Below are 17705 nucleotides of genomic sequence, written 5' to 3' on the forward strand. Positions count from 1 at the left end.
CCCGCTACGATCAGGCCCGTGCTGAGAGTCTCCGTCCCAGGACCACCAGAGCCGCCGATCACCGGCCATCTCGCCATGGGGGAGGAGCCCGGCCGGCCGGATGCGATCACCGTCGACTCACGCACCCTGCGGCGCGGCGGGCGCCCCTGGTTCCCGGTCATGGGCGAGTTCCACTTCGCCCGCTACCCGGCCGCAGAGTGGCGGGAAGAGCTGCTCAAGGTGCGGGCCGGCGGGGTGACGGCCGTGGCCGCCTACGTCTTCTGGAACCTGCACGAGGAGCGTCGCGGCCACTACGACTGGCGGGGCGACCGTGACCTGCGCCGCTGGGTGACGACCTGCGCGGAGGCCGGGCTCGACGTGGTGGTGCGGGTCGGGCCGTGGGGGCACGGCGAGTCCCGCAACGGCGGCTTCCCCGACTGGCTGCTGGCCGAAGACTGCGTGCCGCGCACCGACGACCCGCGCTACCTGGCCCTGGTCCGGCCGTTCTTCGCACAGATCGGCCGGCAACTGCGCGGGCTGACCAGGCGCGACGGCGGGCCCATCGTCGGCGTCCAGCTGGAGAACGAGCTGTACGACCAGCCCGGCCACCTGCTCACGCTCAAGCACCTGGCCCAGGAGGCGGGCATCGACGCGCCGCTGTGGACGGCGACCGGCTGGGGGCACGCCCAGCTGCCGCCCGGGGAGGTGATCCCGCTGTTCGGCGGGTACGCCGAGGCCGCCTGGGACACCCCGCACGACGGGTGGCCGCGGCAGAGCCGGGCGCACTACTTCTTCGGGCCCGGCAGGGACGACGACTCGATCGGCGCCGACCTGCGCGGCGACGGCCCGTCCGGCACGGACGAGAGCCACCTCGCGCGCTACCCGTTCGCCACCTGCGAGCTGGGCGGCGGCATGTACACCTCCTACCACCGGCGGCCGATCGTCGCCGCCGCGGACGTGGCCGCGTTGTCGCTGGTGAAACTGGGCAGCGGGTCCGTCTGGCAGGGCTACTACATGTACCACGGCGGCTCGCAGAAGATCGGCGAGCTCAGCACCCTCCAGGAGTCGCACGCCACCGGCTACCCCAACGACTGCCCGGTGATCAACTATGACTTCCAGGCGCCTCTGGGGGAGTACGGCCAGTTCCGCGAGTCCTACGTCCGGCTGCGGCTCCAGCACCTGTGGCTGGCCTCGGACGGCGCCGACCTCGCGCCCATGACGCTCACCATGCCGCCGGACGCGCCCGCCGACACCGCTGACCGCGATGCCCTGCGCTGGTGCGTGCGCTCCGACGGCCGCTCCGGCTTCCTGTTCGTCAACAACCATCAGCCGGTTGAGACGCTGCCCGCGCACGAGAACGTGCAGTTCGCGGTCCGTCTCGGCGGCAGAGACCTGGTGGTGCCGCGCCGTCCCGTGACGGTGCCGTCGGGCGCGTACTTCGTCTGGCCGCTCGCCCGCCCGGTCGGCGCGGCCACCCTCCTGACCGCCTCCGCCCAGCCCGTCTGCACGCTCGACGGCCCCGTCCTGGTGCTCGCGCAGGTCGCGGGTATCCCGGTCGAGCTGGTATTCGACGGCTCCACCGTCGCCGCGATCGACGGCCCCGGGCTCGACCACCGCGGCGGCGAGCCGGTGACGGTGACGCATGACGGCGGCGATGTGGTGGTGAGCGGCCTGCGCCCTGGTCCCGGCTGCCTGCTGCGCGTCACCGCCGCAGATGGTTCCGTGGCCCACGTGCTGGTGCTGGACGAGGAGAGCGCGCTCACCGCCACCCGCGCCCAGGTCGGGGGCGCCGAGCGGCTGCTCCTCAGCGCCCGGCCCACCGTCGTGGACGGCGACCGGCTGGTGCTGTATGGAGACTGCACGCGCCCCGCGCCCCACACCGGCGGCCACGCACCGGAAGGCGGTGGCGTCCAGGAAGGCGGTGGCGAGAGCAGCCGTCACGCCGGTGACCGGCTGCGTGTCTTCCCCGCCTTGACGGCGGCCGACGACTCGCCCCATGTAGCGACCGACGGCGTCTTCAGCGTCATCGAACCGCTCGTCACGGACGCGGAGCCGATTGCGGCCGTCGCCGAGCAGGTGGCGGCGGCCGGGCCGCCCAGGCGGACGGTCATCGACGCCAAGTCCGGCCGGGCGTCCGCGCCGGTCGACGCCGACTTCGACGCCGCCGCCGTCTACCGCGTCACCGTGCCCGCCGCCCTCCTCGACGGGGACGACGAGGTGCTGCTGCGCCTCGACTGGTCCGGCGACGTGGGCCGCGCCTCCATCGGCGGCCGCCTGGTGGCCGACCAGTTCTGGCACGGCGCGCCCTGGGAGATCGGCCTGCGGCGCTTCCGCCGCGAGCTCCTCGAACACGGGGCCGTCGAGCTGCGCCTGCTGCCCTTCCCGGAGGACGCGCCGGTCTACGTCTCCCCCCAGGTCCGCTCCGGGAAGGGAGCCCTGGAGCTGCGCTCGGCGACGTTCGTCCCGGTGCCGCGCACCACGCTCATGATCTAGAAGCCGCCGAGTACTGACTTCTCAGCAGGTGGAGTTGGTCTGCGTGAGCAGCGCCAGCCTCCACGGCAACGAGTTGTAGTCGCCGCTCGCGTTCGGGTCCATGCCCTGGTAGAGGTAGCGCATCTGGCACGGGCTGATGGTCAGCGTCTGGTCGTTGCTGTCGCGGATCATCTCGCCGTGGCTGATGTCCCTGGTCCAGGCGGTGCCGTCGAAGGTGACGTTGTTCGCGCGGGCGAACGGGTTGCTCTCGGTGTCGGCCAGTGGCGTCCACGTGCCGCCGATGCTCGTGGAGGTCCAGGAGCGGAAGTACCGCCTGCCGTCGGAGCCGATGGCCTCCACCAGCAGCAGATACTGGTTCGTGCCCTTGACCTTGTAGATGTTGCTGGCCTCCCACAGCCGGTACTTGTTGGAGTCCTGCAGCACGATCTGCGTGTTGGTGAAGCCGTTGGGGAAGTTCGCCACCGTCGTCTCCGAGCGGTAGAGGTGGCCGTTGTCATCGGAGGAGAACAGGTAGCACTTGGCGGTGTCGCAGATGACCCACATGTCGACCCAGTAGCCGGAGCCGATGTTCTGCCGGATGATGTCCGGCATGCTCGAGTAGAAGTGCTGCGGCGCGCTCCAGGACCGCGGGTTGGAGATGTCGGTCGTGGTCGAGTACGAGGCGTTGCCGGTCTGGTAGACCAGGTACCACCTGTTCTGCGGCGCGAAGTAGAACACCTGCGGCGCGGCCCGGTAACCGGTGCCGATCGCGCTCTGGTCCAGGTAGTGGTGCTGCGCGGCGCCGGCCTGGGCCCAGTCGGTGAAGTTCGTGTAGACCAGGTTGTAGCCGGCGCTGCTGGCGGTGCTGGCGAAGACGTGCCAGCGGCCGTTGTGGTAGACGACCGATGGGTCCTTGACCGCCGCGATGTTGCTGTGGGCGGCGTCGGGCTTGGGAGCGATCAGCGCGCCGGTGGAGCGCCAGCGGAAGCTGCTCGGCAGCGTGCCGGTGCCGCCCGTGGGCGTGACCGTGGGCGTGACCGTCGGCGTCGCGGTCGGCGTGCTGCCGCCGGTGCAGGGGGTGCCGTTGAGCGCGAAGTCCGACGGCACCGGGTTGGCGGAGCCGTTCCACGAGCCGTTGAAGCCGAACGACGTGCTCGCCCCGGTGGCGAGCGAGCCGTTGTAGGCGGCGTTGGAGACGGCGACCTGGGTGCCGGACTGCGCGACGGCGCCGTTCCACAGCTGCGTGATCGTCTGCCCGGCGGTGAACGACCAGGTCACACGCCAGCCGGTGAGCGGATCACCCAGGTTGATAACGCTAACATTCACGCCGAAACCATTCGACCATTGGTTGGTCACCGTGTACTCCACACGGCAGCCGGGCGCGGCCTGCGCGGTCGGTGCGGCGATCAGGGCCAGGATGACCATCGTGGCGGCGGCCGCCGCGGCGATCCAGGACCGGGGGCGGTTGAGATGCACTGCGTCCTCCGTGTCATAGCCGGTGGTGGACGAGCGTCTCAGGGATATTTCCGGCTAATCAATCAGAAACTTTCGGCCCCTATCGCTCCCGCCGCCTGCCTGGGACATCGTGGCAGGCGCGCGGCCGGCGAGGTGAAACTTTCAATGCCGGGTATGATCCCTTGCCGTCCGCGTGGAAATGATCGACACTCGGCGGAAATGTTTCGAGGAGCGAGGCGGGCCATGGGCAGAGGGTTGAAGCTGGTGATCGTCGCGGCTCTCGGCGCCGGGGTGCTGACGACCTCGCCCGCGATCGGCGACGGCAACGCGCCGAACGGGCACTGGGTGGACACCTGGACCGCGATGCCGCAGCTCACCGAGCCCCACAACCTGCCGCCCGCGCCGTACACGGCAGGCAACCTGGTCATGGCCGACAGCACGCTGCGGCAGACCGTGCGGGTGTCGGCCGGCGGACAGCGAATACGGCTGCGCTTCTCCAACGCCTTCGGCGGCGCGCCCCTGCCCATCACCCGGGTCACCGTGGCATTCCCAGCCGGCGGCACGGCGGGCGTCAGCGCGATCCAGCCGGGCACCGCCCGGCCGGTGACGTTCCACGGCCGTCCGTCCACGACCGTCCCCGCCGGCGCCCTGGTGGTGTCCGACCCGCTGGACCTGCAGCTGCCCGCAGGCTCCGTGCTGGCCGTGACCGTCTACCTCGCCGAGGGACAGGCCTCCAGCGCCATCACCTCGCACCCGGGCTCGCGCACCACCTCCTACCTGGCGAAGGGCAACCAGGCCGACGCCGAGGATCTCGCCGGGGCGACCCCCGTCGACCACTGGTACTTCCTCAGCTCCATCGAAGTGTGGTCCAAGCGCTCCACCGCGGCGCTCGTCCTGCTCGGGGACTCCCTGACCGACGGCAGGGGCTCCACCACCAACCTCAACAACCGCTGGCCCGACCAGCTCTTCGACCGGCTGGGCCGCTCCGGTCCTGCCATCGCCAACCAGGCGGCCGGCGGCAACCGGGTGCTGAACGACGGCCTCGGCCCGGCCGCCCTGGCCCGGCTGGACCGCGACGTGCTCGCCCGCAGCGGCGCAACATGGCTGATCGTCTTCGAGGGCGTCAACGACATCGGCACCGCCCCGGCCACGCAGGATGCCCAGAAGAAGGTCGCCGACGAGCTGATCGCCGCCTACGACCAGATCATCGTCCGGGCCCAGGCACGGGGCCTGGCCGTCTACGGGGCGACGCTCACCCCCTTCGGCGGCAACTCCTACGACGACGCCCAAGGGCTCAGGGACGCGACCCGGCAGGCGGTCAACGACTGGATCCGCACGAGCGGCAGGTTCGACGCCGTGATCGACTTCGACCGGGCGGTCCGCGATCCTGCCGACCCCCGGCGGCTGCTGACGTCGTACGACGTGGGCGACGGCCTGCATCTGAGCCCGGCCGGCTACCAGGCACTCGCGCACGCCGTGCCCGCCCGGTTGTTCCACCGGTGACGGACGCGCTCACATCGTGAGCTGGTGCCGGCGCTCGCTGCGCCACTCGACCGTCAGCACGGTCGCGTCGTCCTGCAGGCGGCCGCTCTGGTGCCGCAGGATGGCCTGGATCAGCCGGCGCAGCGTCTCCGGCGCCGACACGCCGTCGGCCTCCTGGCGGATGACGAAGTCGACGAAGCGCTCCAGCCCGAAGGTCTCCCCGTCCGGGCTCTGCGCCTCGATGATGCCGTCGGTGTAAAACAGCAGCCGGTCGCCGCGCTGCAGCTGGTAACGGAGCAGACCCGTGGAGATCCCCAGACCGAACCCCATCGGCGGGTCCGGGATGGGGGCGCTTTCCAGCGTGGTCACGCACTGGCCGCCGCGGATCACCAGCGGCGGATGGTGGCCGCGGTTGACCCAGCTCAGCTGCCCCGTACGCAGGTCCAGGCAGGCCAGAATGCCGGTGGCGAACCGGCCGGTGAAATGCTCCTTGATCGCCGCGTCCACGGCCTCGCTGATCGCGGGCAGCTCCATCCCCAGGCGGCGGTTGTGGCGGCACGACCCCATGGCGACGCTGGCGGTCAGCCCGGCCGACGTGTCGTGCCCCATCGCGTCGAACAGCGCCAGATGCAGCAGGGAGCCGTCGACCGCGTAGTCGTAGGCGTCGCCGCCCATCTCGTAGGCGGGCTCGAGCGCGGCGCTGACCACCACGTCGTCGCTGGCGAACGTGCCCGGCGGCAGCAGGGTCCACATCACCTCGGCCGACAGGGTCATCGGCCGGGCGCGGACCAGCCGGGCGAACGAGTCGCTGTGCGGCCGCTTGCTGATCATCAGCACCGCCACCAGGGACGCCAGCTGCTTGACCCGCCATTCGACCAGCTCGTCGTAGGCGGACACGGTCGCCCCCAGCACCCCGACCCGCTCGGTCCCGTCCAGCAACGGCACCCACAACCGCCGCCCATCACCCGCCGGCACGGTCTTGGCCTGGACGATCTCCACGACGCGGAACGCGCGGCCCGCCATCGTGCTGTCGATCCTCATGGGCTCGAGCGGCTCCCCGGACGGGCCCAGCTGCCCCGGCAGCGGCACCAGGAGGAGTTGCTGCAGATCGGTGGCGTAGATCACGGTGTCGGAGCAGCCGAGCAGCCGGGCATGGGCGGCCACCAGGGCCGGCAGGTCCTCCATCGCGGCCAGGTGCGTGGCCTCGAGCAAACCGCCCAGCGTACGCTCACCGTCACTTTGCAACGGCTCCTCCTCCCCCGTGCAGTGACCCATACCCCGCCCACCGCCCGTCACCCAGCGCGACCAGGGCGGCAGCGGCGGGGGTCAGCGCCAGCCGAGCTCGTCGTAGAAGGCGTCGCGCGCCCGCGCGAACGCCTCCCGGTCCAGCACGGCGCCCTTGTAAGGCCCTTCGGCGACCGGCTCGTCGTGCATCCGCGCGGGCAGCTGGTCGCGCCCGCCCATGCCCTCGCGGGCGGCGTACGCCCGCAGCTCGTCGAGCCGCCGCTGCCCGGCCGCCAGCAGGTCCTCCAGCGTGAAGTCCCGGCCGTGCACGGCGGTGACGAGCGCGGTCAGGCGATCGATGGTCAGCGGCCTGGTGGGGGAGGAGGCGAACACGCACAGGTTGAGCGCGTCCAGCCCGCTCCACAACCGCAGCAGGCGGGCGCTGCGCCGCCCCCGCTCGGCGTCGAGCACGCCCGCGGGCGCTGGCCGGGCTCCGATCCTGGCGGCCTCGGGGAAGCTGTAGGCGAGCCCCGCGACGGGATCGAAGTCGAGATCGTGCTCCAAAGCGTCGTAGCGGGGCCCGTTGGGGGCGAGGGCGTACCCGAGCCCGATCCCCGGCTGGATGCGCGGGTCGAAGCAGGGCAACTCGGCGCCCTTGACGGTCATCGCGTACGGCGCGGTCTGCGGCCCGAGCCGCGCGGCGGCCCGGGCCGCCCCCTCGGCCAGCAGGTCGCCGAGGTCGCCCGCGCGCCGCGCGACGTCCCTGATCAGCCCGGGCAGTGCCGCGGCGTCGCCGAACGCGGGCCCGCCCGGCAGCAGCCCGCGCTCGGCGCACTCCATCGCGAAGGCCAGCGTCCCGCCGAGGGAGACCTGGTCGAGCCCGAGATCGTTACAGAGGGCGTTGGCGTCCAGCACGGTGTCGAGGTCGTCGATCCCGAGATTCCACCCCAGCGACAGGAACGCCTCCTGCCCGAGCCCGCCGGACCTGCGCTCGTCCGCGGACGGAGAGGCGTACACCTTGAGGCAGTCGTTCGGGCACCCGGGACAGGCGCCCCTGAGCGCCACCGCCCGGCCGTTGTAGTCCCGCACGCCGGGAACCCGCAATCCCCCTGGCAGCGTGAAGTTCCGGACGGAGGCGTACCCGGGGACCGGCGGCTCCCCGGCCCAGCCGGCGAACCCCGGCTCGCCGGCCTGGAGGGCGGCCAGCGGGTTGCCGGCGATCGCGTCACGGTAGTAGTGGTCGATCGCGGCGACCGCCGCCGGATCGGCGACCTCGGCCGGCGCGTCGCCCACGCACACGATCGCCTTGAGGTTCTTGGCGCCGAACACCGCGCCGATCCCATACCGCCCGGCGGCGTAGGCGTAGTCGGTGACGACGCTCGCGTACCGGACGAGGTTCTCCCCGGCCGGCCCGATCGCCGCGACGTGCGCGCCCTGTCCGTGCCGCGCCCGGAGCGCGTCGGTGGTGGCGGCGGTGCCCAGACCGCGCAACTCCCCGGCCTCGTGACACGAGACCTCGCCATCGCGGACCACCAGGTAGGAAAGCCGCTCGGCGCGCCCCGTCACCGCCAGCGCCTCGACACCGGCGCCCCGCATTCCCGCCGCGAACGGCCCCAGCGCATGCGCCTCCCCGGCCACCCCGGTCAACGGCGACTTGGCCAGGAAGACGCCCTTGGCCAGGCCGGGCGCGCGCGTCCCGCCGAGCATCCCCGCCGCCACGAACACCAACGCCCGCGGGTCGAAGGGGTCGAGCCCGGCGGGGATGCGCTCGGCAAGCAACCGCAGACCGAGTATGGACCCGCCGTAATGCCCCGGCTCGCCGAAGCGGTGCTCACGCTCGACGGTCCCGCTGGTCAGATCGACGATCAACGGCACGGCACGACCTCCCTTAAACGCTGCGGCGGCACACCATCACACAACACTTGCGCGTCGCAAGCCCAGCTGCGGGCAGGGGAGCCGGATGAAACGCTTCTTCAAGGCCATGCTGCCGCACCGGCCGGCACGTTCGTCCCGCGACGGTGACCGCGGGGCGAACCAGGGAGGGACGTCCAGATGACAGGAACCGTCGCCGTCGTGACCGGAGCCGCGCGTGGCGTGGGCCGCGGCATCGCGCTCGTCCTCGGCGAGACCGGGGCGACCGTCTACGTCACCGACCGCGAGAGCCGTGATCAGCGCCACTCCGATCTGCCGGGCGCGGTCGAGGACACCGCCGAGCAGGTGGACGAGCGCGGCGGGCGCGGCGTTCCCGTCCACGTCGACCACGCCGACGACCAGGCCGTAGAAGTGCTCTTCCAGCGGGTACGCGCCGAGCACGGCGGCCTCGACCTGCTGGTCGCGAACGCGTTCGACGGCAACGCCCTGCCGTTCCACGGCGGGCCGTTCTGGACGCTCCCGCTCGACCACTGGCACAACATGATGCACCTTGGGGTACGCAGCCACCTCGTGTCCGCGTGGCACGCCGCCCCGCTGCTGATTGAGCGGCGGGGCCTGGTCGTGCTCACCGGGTACGCCGACGCGTCCGCGGAGGTGATCGCCGGTCACGTCTTCTACGACCTGGCCATGACGAGCGTCGCCCGCCTGGCCCGTACTCTCGCCCACGACCTGCGCCCGCACGGCGTCACCGCGCTCGCCCTGTCACCCGGCCTCACCCGCACGGAGGCGATCGTCGCGGTGCTCGGCGACGACCTGCCGGGCAGCGACTCGGTGGAGTTCCCCGGCCGGGCCGTTCGCGCCCTGCTGGAGGACCCCGGCGTGGCCCGGCACTCGGGCCGCACGCTCACCGTCGCCGACCTCGCCAAGGAGTACGCCTTCACCGACGTCTGACCGCGGATTTCCCGGACCTCTCCGGGCGATCCACACGATAAGGCATGGGTTCGCTGCCTTACCAAGAGCCGCAGAAAGCCATCGGCCTTCAGGCCGTGGATGAATGCGTGCCCGCCAGGGGATGGCCCGCCGAAGGCGGGGCAGACCGGAGCGCACAGCGCGGACCCAGAACCTTGACGAAATCACTTGCAGTAGTGACGTGGCCGGGTCCATCATCGCTGATTATCGAACGAGTGAGCGATAATCAAGCCACACGGGAGATCGCTTTTATGGAACAAGGCGGCCGGGCTGGTCGTCTCAGGACGTGGAGACTTCGGGGTTGCCCGGTCTGTGAAGCGTCAAGCACCCCGTTCCATCACCCATGGCGTCCAACGCCGCGGGTTGCCGCCGAAGGCGGCACGGGAATCCTCGTCCCTTCAGGGCGAGGTGCAGGTCAAGAAAGCTTCTCGAAGAAGAACTCGTGCTTCAGGAACGACGTGTCGTATTCGCTGCCGGGATACGGTGGGATGAGCTGCGAGGCCTGGAACAGCCGCCAGCCGTCGCGCAGGGCGTCCACCCCGGTCTCGTACGGCGGCTCGTCCCCGTCCCCCGCGGTCGGATGGGTACGCCCGGTGCCGTCGTAGGAGGACCAGCCCACCACGGGGGCGTCGAGCGCGGAGGTGGCCAGGTAGAGAACGAGGACCTGCTGCTTCATGCGACGACCCTCCCGGGGCGGTTGTTCACGCGTGTCGTCCAGTAGTCGATGTCGAAAGCCGGGGCGGCGGTCATCGCCCGCCACAGGCGCACCCGGTTGTGGATCTCCAGCCGCCCTGTCGCGTGCTCGTACCAGGGGAAACGCCGGTTCAGCTCGTCGGTCACGGCCGGGTCGGCCAGGTCGGAGGTGTCCCAGAGGCGCACCTGCGGCACGGTCGGGTTGAAACGGATCTTGAACATGTACCGGCGCTGGTCGCTGTCGTTGCGGCGGCCGCCGTGCCAGATGCCGTGGTGCAGCAGCATCACGGTCCCGGGCGGGCAGGTGAGCCGGGTCTGCCCGCGCAGGTTCTGGTAGCGGCCGGTGTCGCTCTCGTTGATGCGGCGCAGGTGGCTGCCCGGCACCACCAGGGTGCCGCCCATGTCCGCGGTCACCTCGCGCGGGTAGTACATGAGCTGCACGTCGAAGGCGTCCATGCGGGTGTCGATGATGGCGTCGGCGTGCAGCGGCTGGGCCTCGCCGCCGTGCGGCTCGCGCACGTGCACGGCGTGGTGGTCGACGGTCGGGTCCGGGCCGACGAGGGAGCGCAGGGCTCCGGCGACCGCGGGCACCTCGACCAGCCTGCGGGCGAAGGACCCTTCGGGGAAGGCGACGTCGAGCGGGGTCCCGTACGGCACGTGGGGGATGCCCGCCTCCAGCACGTCGATCGCCTGCTCGTTCAGCTCGTCCGGGACGACCCCGTCGAGCCGCAGGTAGCCGGCCGCCACGAACCCGGCCACCTGCGCCGAAGTCAGCAAAGTGGTTCGCATGCCACGAACCTACGATCACGCATATGCCATGTAATGGGTTGTAATCATCGACTAGTGGTCGGTTTTCACCTATATATATGTGTCTATGCGGAGAGTCGCCCTCGCCCTGTCCGACCCTCCGGTCGTGGCCGGGGCGGGCGTGGGCGTGCACGGCGTCGTCAGCTCGCACGACGTGTTCAAACTGCCCGACCTGTGGCAACTCCACCTGTACGGCTACACCGCCGAGCTGGTGCTCGAAGGCACCACCCACCCGATCAGGCCCGGCCACGTCAGCCTTGTCCCGCCCGGCGCCGAGGTGCACTACCACTACCGGGGCAGATCGGAGCACCTGTACGCGCACTTCCGCCTGCCCGGTGCCGGCGAGCGGCGCGACGTGGCCGTCATGCGCGACGCCGGGGACCAGGCGCCCCTCATCGCGGCCTCGCTGCGGCAGGCCATCGCCGCCGTGCCCGACACCCGGGCGCGGGCGTCGGCCGAGGTGTGGACGGTGCTCTGGCGGGTGGCCGGGCTGCCCGTGGCCGGCAGCGCGGACGCGGTCGTGGCGGCCGCCATCGAGCACATCGAGGCGGACCTGGCGGCGCCGCTGAGCGTGCCCGGCATCGCCCGCGCCGCCGGGGTCTCCCACAACCACCTCACCCGGCTGTTCCGCGCGCATACCGGGCACACCGTCGTCGGCTACATCCGCCGCCGGCGCCTGGCCCGGGCGCTGCACCTGCTGCGCGAGTCGACGCTGGCGATCCCCGCGATCGCCGCCGCCGTGGGCATCCCGGACCTGCAGGCGTTCAACAAGGCCTGCCGCCGCGAGCTGGGCGCCTCGCCCCGGGCCTTACGGGCCCAGGGCGGCCCCGCCGGCGGCCGGTGAACTGCGCATCACTCGTACGGCGTCAGGAAGTCCTTCGGCCGCAGCGCCCGCGCCACGATCCGCACGTCACCGATCCAGCCGTAGTACCCCTGTCCGTACTTCAGCGCGAACTGGGTGCCCCCGATCGCGAACGGCCTGCCCAGTGTGGAGATGCCCTTCGACGGCTGGGCAGGATTCCGGGCGATCTTCGACCCGTCCACGTACATCACGGTCCGCCGCGCGTCGTTGACGACCGCGACGTGCGTCCAGCGCCCGACCGGCAGGGAGTGGCTCCACGACGTGGGGTCGGCGTCCCGGTCGGTCGGATACACGACGTACTGCAGGAACCGCTCGGGCGACAGGTTGAGGCTGCACGTCGGCTCCTCGGGCGACCAGCCACTGGTCTTGCCCGCGTCGCCGCTGCGGCCCTCCCAGCTCAGGATGCCCATCCACGCGTGGTCGCCGGCGAACGGGTCCGGCAGCTTGATGAACGCCTCGATCGTGTACCCGGTCTCGAACCTCATGCTGTTGATCGGGGCGGCGGCCGACGACCTGAGCACGGCGCCCCGGTCCGGGCTCTTGCCGCCGTCGAAGCGCAGGCTGGCGTGGGCCGGCTGGCCCTCGTGGTGCTCGGCCGACCACTTCAGCACCTCGGGGGCGCTGGCGTGCAGCAACTCCATGGTCAGGTCGTTGCCGCCGCCGGTGAGGTCACGTACGACCGCGCCCGCGGGGACGACCGCGCCGTCCGCGCCCGCGCCGCCGAACCCCTCGGCGTCGAACCGCCAGTACGCCACCGTCCCCCTCGGCATCACGCCCTTCGCCGGCCGGGCCGGAGGCAGGGTGCGCGGGGCGAACCCGGCGAACCGCTCGTCGAAGTCGATGTCGATGCTGAAGCGGTCCACGGGCCCGGTCAGCTCGAGGTTCTCCGCCTCCAGGAGCGTGCGGTCCTCCGGGTCGCGATCGAGCAGCCACGGCGACAGGGTCTCCACGTCGATCACGTTCCGCACCAGGTCGAAGGCGTAGAGCCGGACCATGCCCGCGCCGCCGTAGTAGCGGTCCTGGTAGTTGGCGATGTGCACGTGCACGTCGTGTCCCGCGTCGTTCTTGAGCACCGTCCGGCCGGGCGGCCAGTAGTGACCGTTGAGCGTCAGGAAGATCTGGTCGTTGCGCCGGATCAGCGTGTCCCACAGCCGCTGGCCGTACTGCGACAGCGCCGCCTTGCCCGACGCGTCGGCCCAGGCCAGGTCGTGCGTGGTGAGGATGACGGGCAGCGTGCGGTTGGCGTCAATGACGCCCTGCGCCCACTGCAGGCCTTTGTCCGAGATGCGCCAGTCCAGCGCCAGCACCAGCCATCGCCTCCCGCTCCCGCCGGCCTCCAGCACGTGGTAGGTGTTGTAGCCGTCGGGCGAGGCGCCACGGAACGTCGGCATCCCGGCATACCTCGCCGGGCCGAACGCCCGCAGGTACGCGCTGTCGCCGCGCTGGTCGTCGGTCGAGGACCGGACGTCGTGGTTGCCGGCGAGCACGCTGTAGGACAGCTTGCCGTCGATGGCCTTGAACGCGTCGCCGGCCAGGCCGATCTCGTGCTCGGTGCCGTGCTCGGTCACGTCACCCAGGTGCGTCATGAACGCGATGTTCCTGCTCTCGCGCTCGTCTCCGGTGAGGAAGCGGAACGTCTGGCGTACGGGGGCGGGGTCGGAGCGGTCCTCGTCGAAGAGGTACTGCGTGTCGGGCAGCACGCCGATGGTGAAGCGGGGGTTGTCCCGGTCGTGCCTGCCGCCGGTCGCGGCTTGGGCAGGGGTGGTGCTCATGCTCAACAGGGCTCCGGCGGGCGCGGCGACGGCCGCCTGGAGTAACGTGCGGCGGCCGAGCGAGGGGTGGGTCATGGGGTTCTCCGTTTCAGGGTGCCGCGCAGCACCATGAGCCGCGCACGTGGCCCGGTGGTTCCCCCGGCGCGAACGCCTGCCCTCCGACGGTGGAAATCTTCACCCAGCCGCACGTGGCGCCGCCACGACAGCGCCGGATGCCGGTCGGCGTTCGTGACACGGTGGCGGGACCGGGTAGGTTGGCCGACCATGGAGGAACGCCAACGCCTCAACCGTCCACGACGCCCCGCCCGCGCCGTAGCCGCGGCCGCGGCCCTCGCCTGCCTCGCCTCCTGCGGCCAGGCCCCTGCGGGGAACGCCGGCGCGTCCGGGAGCAGCCGATACGCGGCGTCGTCGCCGGCGACGCCCTCTCCCAGCACGACGGCGAGCCCGTCCGCGGCCGGCGACCTCCCCGCCCCCGGCGCGGCCGTCCCCAAGGATGCCGCCCGGCTGGCCGCCGCCCTGCGCAAGACCACCACCGCGCTGCACGCCGCCATCGACCGCTGGTCCAAGAAGGGCGAGCCGCCCCAGGACGTCCAGCTCCTGGCCCTCTACCAGCAGCGCATCTACCGCCACGCCGCCCGCAACCCCGCGGTCGCCTCCCAGGCCTTCGCCCGCCTGCCCGCCGCGCTCGCCGCCCAGGCCAAGGACAACACGACCGCGATCCGCGGGCTGCTCGCCCTGGCCCACCCCGTCAAGCCGTCCGCCACGTTCAAGGTCGCCGCCCCCCGCCCGGCGGCCGAGCTGCTCGGCTACTTCAAGAAGGCCGAGCGCCGATTCGGGGTGGAGTGGGAGGTGCTGGCGGCGGTGATGTTCGCCGAGACCAAGTTCGGCCGGGTGAGGTCCGCCAGCCACACCGGCGCCCAGGGGCCCATGCAGTTCATGCCCGGGACGTGGCGGGCGTACGGGATGGGCGGCGACGTCCACGATCACCAGGACGCCGTCATGGCGGCGGCCAACTACCTGCGCGCCAGCGGCGCCCCGGGTAACTACCGGCGGGCCCTGTACGCCTACAACCATTCGCAGGCGTACGTGGACGCCATCCTCCGGCACGCCCGCCAGATCAAGCGGGACGCGAGGAACTACTACGTCTACTACAACTGGCAGGTGTTCGTCCTCACCACGGCCGGCGAGCGCCGCCTGACCGGTCCGCGCTGACCCAGGCCGGCGGGTCGGCATCGACCACCGTATGCGGTGGGCCTGAAACCGGCTTGATCGGCTTTGCGGGTTGATGTCACCATCCTCAGGTGCACGAACAGGAACTGCAGCAGATCGAGGCGAACGTCAGCCTCGCGATCGACCAGCTCGGACCTCTCAGTGACGTGAGCTTCGGTCTCAACCCGGAGTCCGTCGAGTGGGTCGAGGGCTTCATCGAGCGGCAGCGTTCCCGGCCGGACTTCGACCTGGAGCGGATCGGCGGCCTGGTCGGTGTGCTCGGCTCGTTCCTGGGCGCATGCGTCATCGCTGCCACGGGCGGTAGCTGGCACAAATCTGACGATGACGCATGGGGTGTGCTCCTTCCTGAAGGCACCATGGCGTTCCCGTTCGCGAAAATACGCAAGCAGTTTCGTGACGGGGTGGAAGCCGGCGAATCGATCGTCAGCTTCTACCGGATCGCGGTGGACTTCATCGCCACGGGGAAGATGCGGGAGGCATGTGAGGGCGGTGCCGGCCCGCACGCAACCTGATCCCTTCCCCGTGGCTGCGGCTCCGGCTCGAGGCCTCGCTGCGGACCCGGACCATCCACGCCGCGAACTACGCGTGGTCGGCGCAGCAGGGTGTGGGGTTGGGCACCTCGGCCGGCGCGACGCGGCCGCCGGCGGCGGGCATCGCCAGCAGCGTCATCAGTCCGTCCCGCCACACCGGTCTGACATGGTCGGCGGTCACGACCAGCACGTCGTCGCCGGGCGGATCGGGGGAGGCGAGCACCACCACCCGTTCGATGGCGGACCTGCCTAGCAACTCGCCCACGCGCACGGTGCCCGTGAGCAGGTCACGGCCGGGATAGGCGGCCACTCGCCCGCCCCGCCGCGCCTCGTGCTCCGCCGCCGCCAGCGCCGCCCCGTCCGCCAGCGGCCCTGCACGGTGCTCGCCGAGCACCCACGACACGTCCGCGGGAACGCCCGCGACCGACGCCGCTACCGACTCCGCTACCGACTCCGCTACCGACTCCGCGGCTGATTGCGGCACGGCCAGCGAGCACGCCACGTGCGGGTCGCCGCCTGCCGCGTCCGCCGGGACGAAATGGGTGCATCCGACGGCGTCGCCCGGCAGGCCGAGCGCCTGCGCCACGGTGTGGAGCAGGTGCTCGGCCTGCTGAAGGGTTCGCGACCCCGCGTCGAAACCGAGGATCATCGGCGCGGCAGCACCCAGATCGGGTTGCTGTAGAACCACAGGTCGTTCCACGGGTTGGCGTCGCCGTACACGTCGATCGCCGGCCCGTGCGGGTCCACGGCCGCGCCCAGCAGGCCCGGCGCGCTGCGCTTGCCGTCGGTGCCGCGCAGCCGCACGTACACCGGCCGGTCGATCGCGCCCAGCTGGTACGTGAACGTCACGGTCCCGCTGTTCTTGTTCACCTCGTACGACTGCACGACCTTCGTGTTCGGCGTGGTGAAGGCGTCCTTGTCGGCGGCCGGGCCGGTGACGTCACCCTGGATGACGTCCACCCGGGCCAGCGCCGGCACGACCTGCGCCCAGTTCGGCCGCCCGGCGAGGGTGATCTCGATGGCCAGCTCGACCCGCGCCCCCTGCCGCACGTGCAGGGTGTCGCCGAGGGTGACCCCGCGCTGCCCGGTCCCGGCCGCCCGCGCCCGCACCACCAGCCCGCTGATCAGCCCGCCGTGGTCGACCCAGATCCGGCCGGCGCGCAGACCCTCCATGACGGCCCGGTAGTCGAAGCCCTGGCTGCCGACGTGCGTCCGGCTGTAGTAGCCGGGCCAGAAGTCGCCGGAGCCGAAGTTCGCCACACCCTTGTAGACAGGGTCCTCGTACTTGCCGTTGGCGTTGAAGTCGCTGCCCGGGCCGCGGTCGCTGGTGTCGCCGTGCACCCAGTGCGCGTCGGAGTTCGCGGTGATCCACCACGGCTTGCCCTCCGCCAGCAGGCTGTCCCACAGCCCGCCCACGGTGGAGGTCATCCAGTCGAACCCGCCGAACGTCTTGTAGCTCTCGGCCGGGTACGCGCGGAAGGAGTCCGCGCCCGGGTTGCTGTCGTAGTAGCCGCGGCCGCCGCCCGGTCCGTTCGGCTTGGCGATGCCCGCCGCCTGGTGGCCGGGCGCGCCCTCCATGCCGACCGCGATCGACGGCTGGGCGTCCCGCCACCCGCGGATCTCGTGCGGCGAGTCCAGGCCCTTCCTGGACGGGTGGTTGGCGAGGAACAACGCGTCAGGAACCCGGCGCCGTCTGACGGCCTCGGCCAGGAAGTTCAGCCCGGCGATCGCCAGGGCCTCGTTCTGCGGCGTGCTCGCCCCGGCGCCCTTGACCGAGCCGTCGAAGGAGCTCTCGAACTCCTTCAGCGTCGCCACCTCGTTGCTGCCCGGGGCGACGAACACCGTGCCGTGCTCGGCGGCCGGGATGTTCCACTCCAGCCCCTGGAAGACCAGCGTGTCCTTGACGGCCTCGCGGGCGGCCACGATGTCCGGGTTGACCTTGTCCACGCCGATCTTCGCGTGCGTCGCGCCGCCGTGGTCGGTGATGACCATCCAGCCCAGCCCGTACGCGTTGCCGTGCCGTACCTGGTCGATCACCCGGTAGATGCCGTCCGAGCTGTACTGGGTGTGGATGTGGTGGTCGCCGGCCAGCCACAGGTAGCCGTCCTTCGGCTCCCGCCCGCGCCCCGCGCTCTGCTGCTCGCCGTCCGCCGCCGCGACGCCCGGCGTCCCCAGCACGCCGGCGGCCGTGAGCCCCGCCCCGAGCAGGCCCGCCCGCCGGAACATCCGGCGCCGGGACAGCTGCCCCGGGGACAGCTCGCCGTCCGGAATCGAAAGATCCCGCGCCGCCGCGCCGTCCCCTTCGTGCGGCTGCTCGTGCTCGTGGTGATGGTGCCCGTGGCCCATGACTTCGCGTTC

14 protein-coding genes are annotated in these 17705 nt (G+C 71.7%); 6 read left to right on the top strand and 8 right to left on the bottom strand.

Translation table 11 applies throughout. From position 1 onward, the window contains the following. Window positions 1-18 precede the first annotated feature (18 nt). Window positions 19-2472: a beta-galactosidase gene (locus tag Q9G87_RS37775; RefSeq protein WP_305921373.1), complete on the top strand. Its 2454-nt coding sequence runs from the start codon at window positions 19-21 to the stop codon at window positions 2470-2472. A gap of 21 nt (window positions 2473-2493) precedes the next feature. Here Q9G87_RS37775 and Q9G87_RS37780 read toward each other — a convergent pair whose 3' ends face one another. After that, window positions 2494-3927, bottom strand: coding sequence for a non-reducing end alpha-L-arabinofuranosidase family hydrolase (locus Q9G87_RS37780; protein WP_305921374.1), 1434 nt, complete (start codon window positions 3925-3927; stop codon window positions 2494-2496). Between the two features lie 222 nt (window positions 3928-4149). Between Q9G87_RS37780 and Q9G87_RS37785 the strand changes: the two genes are divergently transcribed. After that, the gene (locus Q9G87_RS37785; protein WP_305921375.1) at window positions 4150-5409 is read left to right on the top strand and encodes an SGNH/GDSL hydrolase family protein; all 1260 of its coding nucleotides are present in this window, start codon (window positions 4150-4152) and stop codon (window positions 5407-5409) included. Window positions 5410-5418: 9 nt separating this feature from the next. Here Q9G87_RS37785 and Q9G87_RS37790 read toward each other — a convergent pair whose 3' ends face one another. Continuing rightward, window positions 5419-6600, bottom strand: a complete 1182-nt coding sequence (locus tag Q9G87_RS37790; RefSeq protein WP_305921376.1) for a PP2C family protein-serine/threonine phosphatase — start codon at window positions 6598-6600, stop codon at window positions 5419-5421. Window positions 6601-6714: 114 nt separating this feature from the next. Beyond that, the gene (locus Q9G87_RS37795) at window positions 6715-8487 is read right to left on the bottom strand and encodes an aldehyde ferredoxin oxidoreductase C-terminal domain-containing protein (RefSeq protein WP_305921377.1); all 1773 of its coding nucleotides are present in this window, start codon (window positions 8485-8487) and stop codon (window positions 6715-6717) included. Window positions 8488-8664: 177 nt separating this feature from the next. On the opposite strand from Q9G87_RS37795, the gene Q9G87_RS37800 reads away from it, so the two are divergent. Continuing rightward, the gene (locus tag Q9G87_RS37800) at window positions 8665-9435 is read left to right on the top strand and encodes an SDR family oxidoreductase (protein ID WP_305921378.1); all 771 of its coding nucleotides are present in this window, start codon (window positions 8665-8667) and stop codon (window positions 9433-9435) included. Window positions 9436-9868: 433 nt separating this feature from the next. On the opposite strand, the gene Q9G87_RS37805 is transcribed toward Q9G87_RS37800, so the two are convergent. Continuing rightward, on the bottom strand, window positions 9869-10129 hold the full coding sequence (locus Q9G87_RS37805; protein WP_127934273.1) for a hypothetical protein: 261 nt from the start codon (window positions 10127-10129) through the stop codon (window positions 9869-9871). Further along, entirely contained in the window at window positions 10126-10935 is an 810-nt protein-coding gene (locus Q9G87_RS37810; RefSeq protein WP_305921379.1) for a phytanoyl-CoA dioxygenase family protein, read from the bottom strand. Before Q9G87_RS37810 ends, Q9G87_RS37805 begins: the two co-directional genes overlap by 4 nt. Before the next feature lie 85 nt (window positions 10936-11020). Between Q9G87_RS37810 and Q9G87_RS37815 the strand changes: the two genes are divergently transcribed. Beyond that, window positions 11021-11797, top strand: coding sequence for an AraC family transcriptional regulator (locus tag Q9G87_RS37815; protein WP_305921380.1), 777 nt, complete (start codon window positions 11021-11023; stop codon window positions 11795-11797). An 8-nt stretch (window positions 11798-11805) separates the two neighbouring features. On the opposite strand, the gene Q9G87_RS37820 is transcribed toward Q9G87_RS37815, so the two are convergent. Continuing rightward, window positions 11806-13662 carry a LamG-like jellyroll fold domain-containing protein gene (locus Q9G87_RS37820; RefSeq protein WP_305921381.1) on the bottom strand — a complete coding sequence of 619 codons (1857 nt, stop codon included), beginning with the start codon at window positions 13660-13662 and terminating at the stop codon, window positions 11806-11808. Window positions 13663-13851: 189 nt separating this feature from the next. Between Q9G87_RS37820 and Q9G87_RS37825 the strand changes: the two genes are divergently transcribed. Both Q9G87_RS37825 and Q9G87_RS37830 read left to right on the top strand, forming a co-directional pair. After that, on the top strand, window positions 13852-14799 hold the full coding sequence (locus tag Q9G87_RS37825) for a lytic transglycosylase domain-containing protein (protein WP_305921382.1): 948 nt from the start codon (window positions 13852-13854) through the stop codon (window positions 14797-14799). Between the two features lie 89 nt (window positions 14800-14888). Beyond that, window positions 14889-15329: a hypothetical protein gene (locus Q9G87_RS37830; RefSeq protein ID WP_305921383.1), complete on the top strand. Its 441-nt coding sequence runs from the start codon at window positions 14889-14891 to the stop codon at window positions 15327-15329. Window positions 15330-15396: 67 nt separating this feature from the next. Here the strand turns inward: Q9G87_RS37830 and Q9G87_RS37835 are convergent, their stop codons facing one another. Together Q9G87_RS37835 and Q9G87_RS37840 are read right to left on the bottom strand one after the other, a co-directional pair. After that, window positions 15397-15996, bottom strand: a complete 600-nt coding sequence (locus tag Q9G87_RS37835) for a hypothetical protein (protein ID WP_305921384.1) — start codon at window positions 15994-15996, stop codon at window positions 15397-15399. Then, window positions 15993-17693, bottom strand: a complete 1701-nt coding sequence (locus Q9G87_RS37840) for a histidinol-phosphatase (RefSeq protein ID WP_305921385.1) — start codon at window positions 17691-17693, stop codon at window positions 15993-15995. The genes Q9G87_RS37835 and Q9G87_RS37840 overlap by 4 nt, the downstream gene beginning before the upstream one ends. Window positions 17694-17705: the final 12 nt, after the last annotated feature.

The organism is Nonomuraea turcica, from assembly GCF_030718205.1.
In the GTDB taxonomy this organism is placed as follows: domain Bacteria; phylum Actinomycetota; class Actinomycetes; order Streptosporangiales; family Streptosporangiaceae; genus Nonomuraea.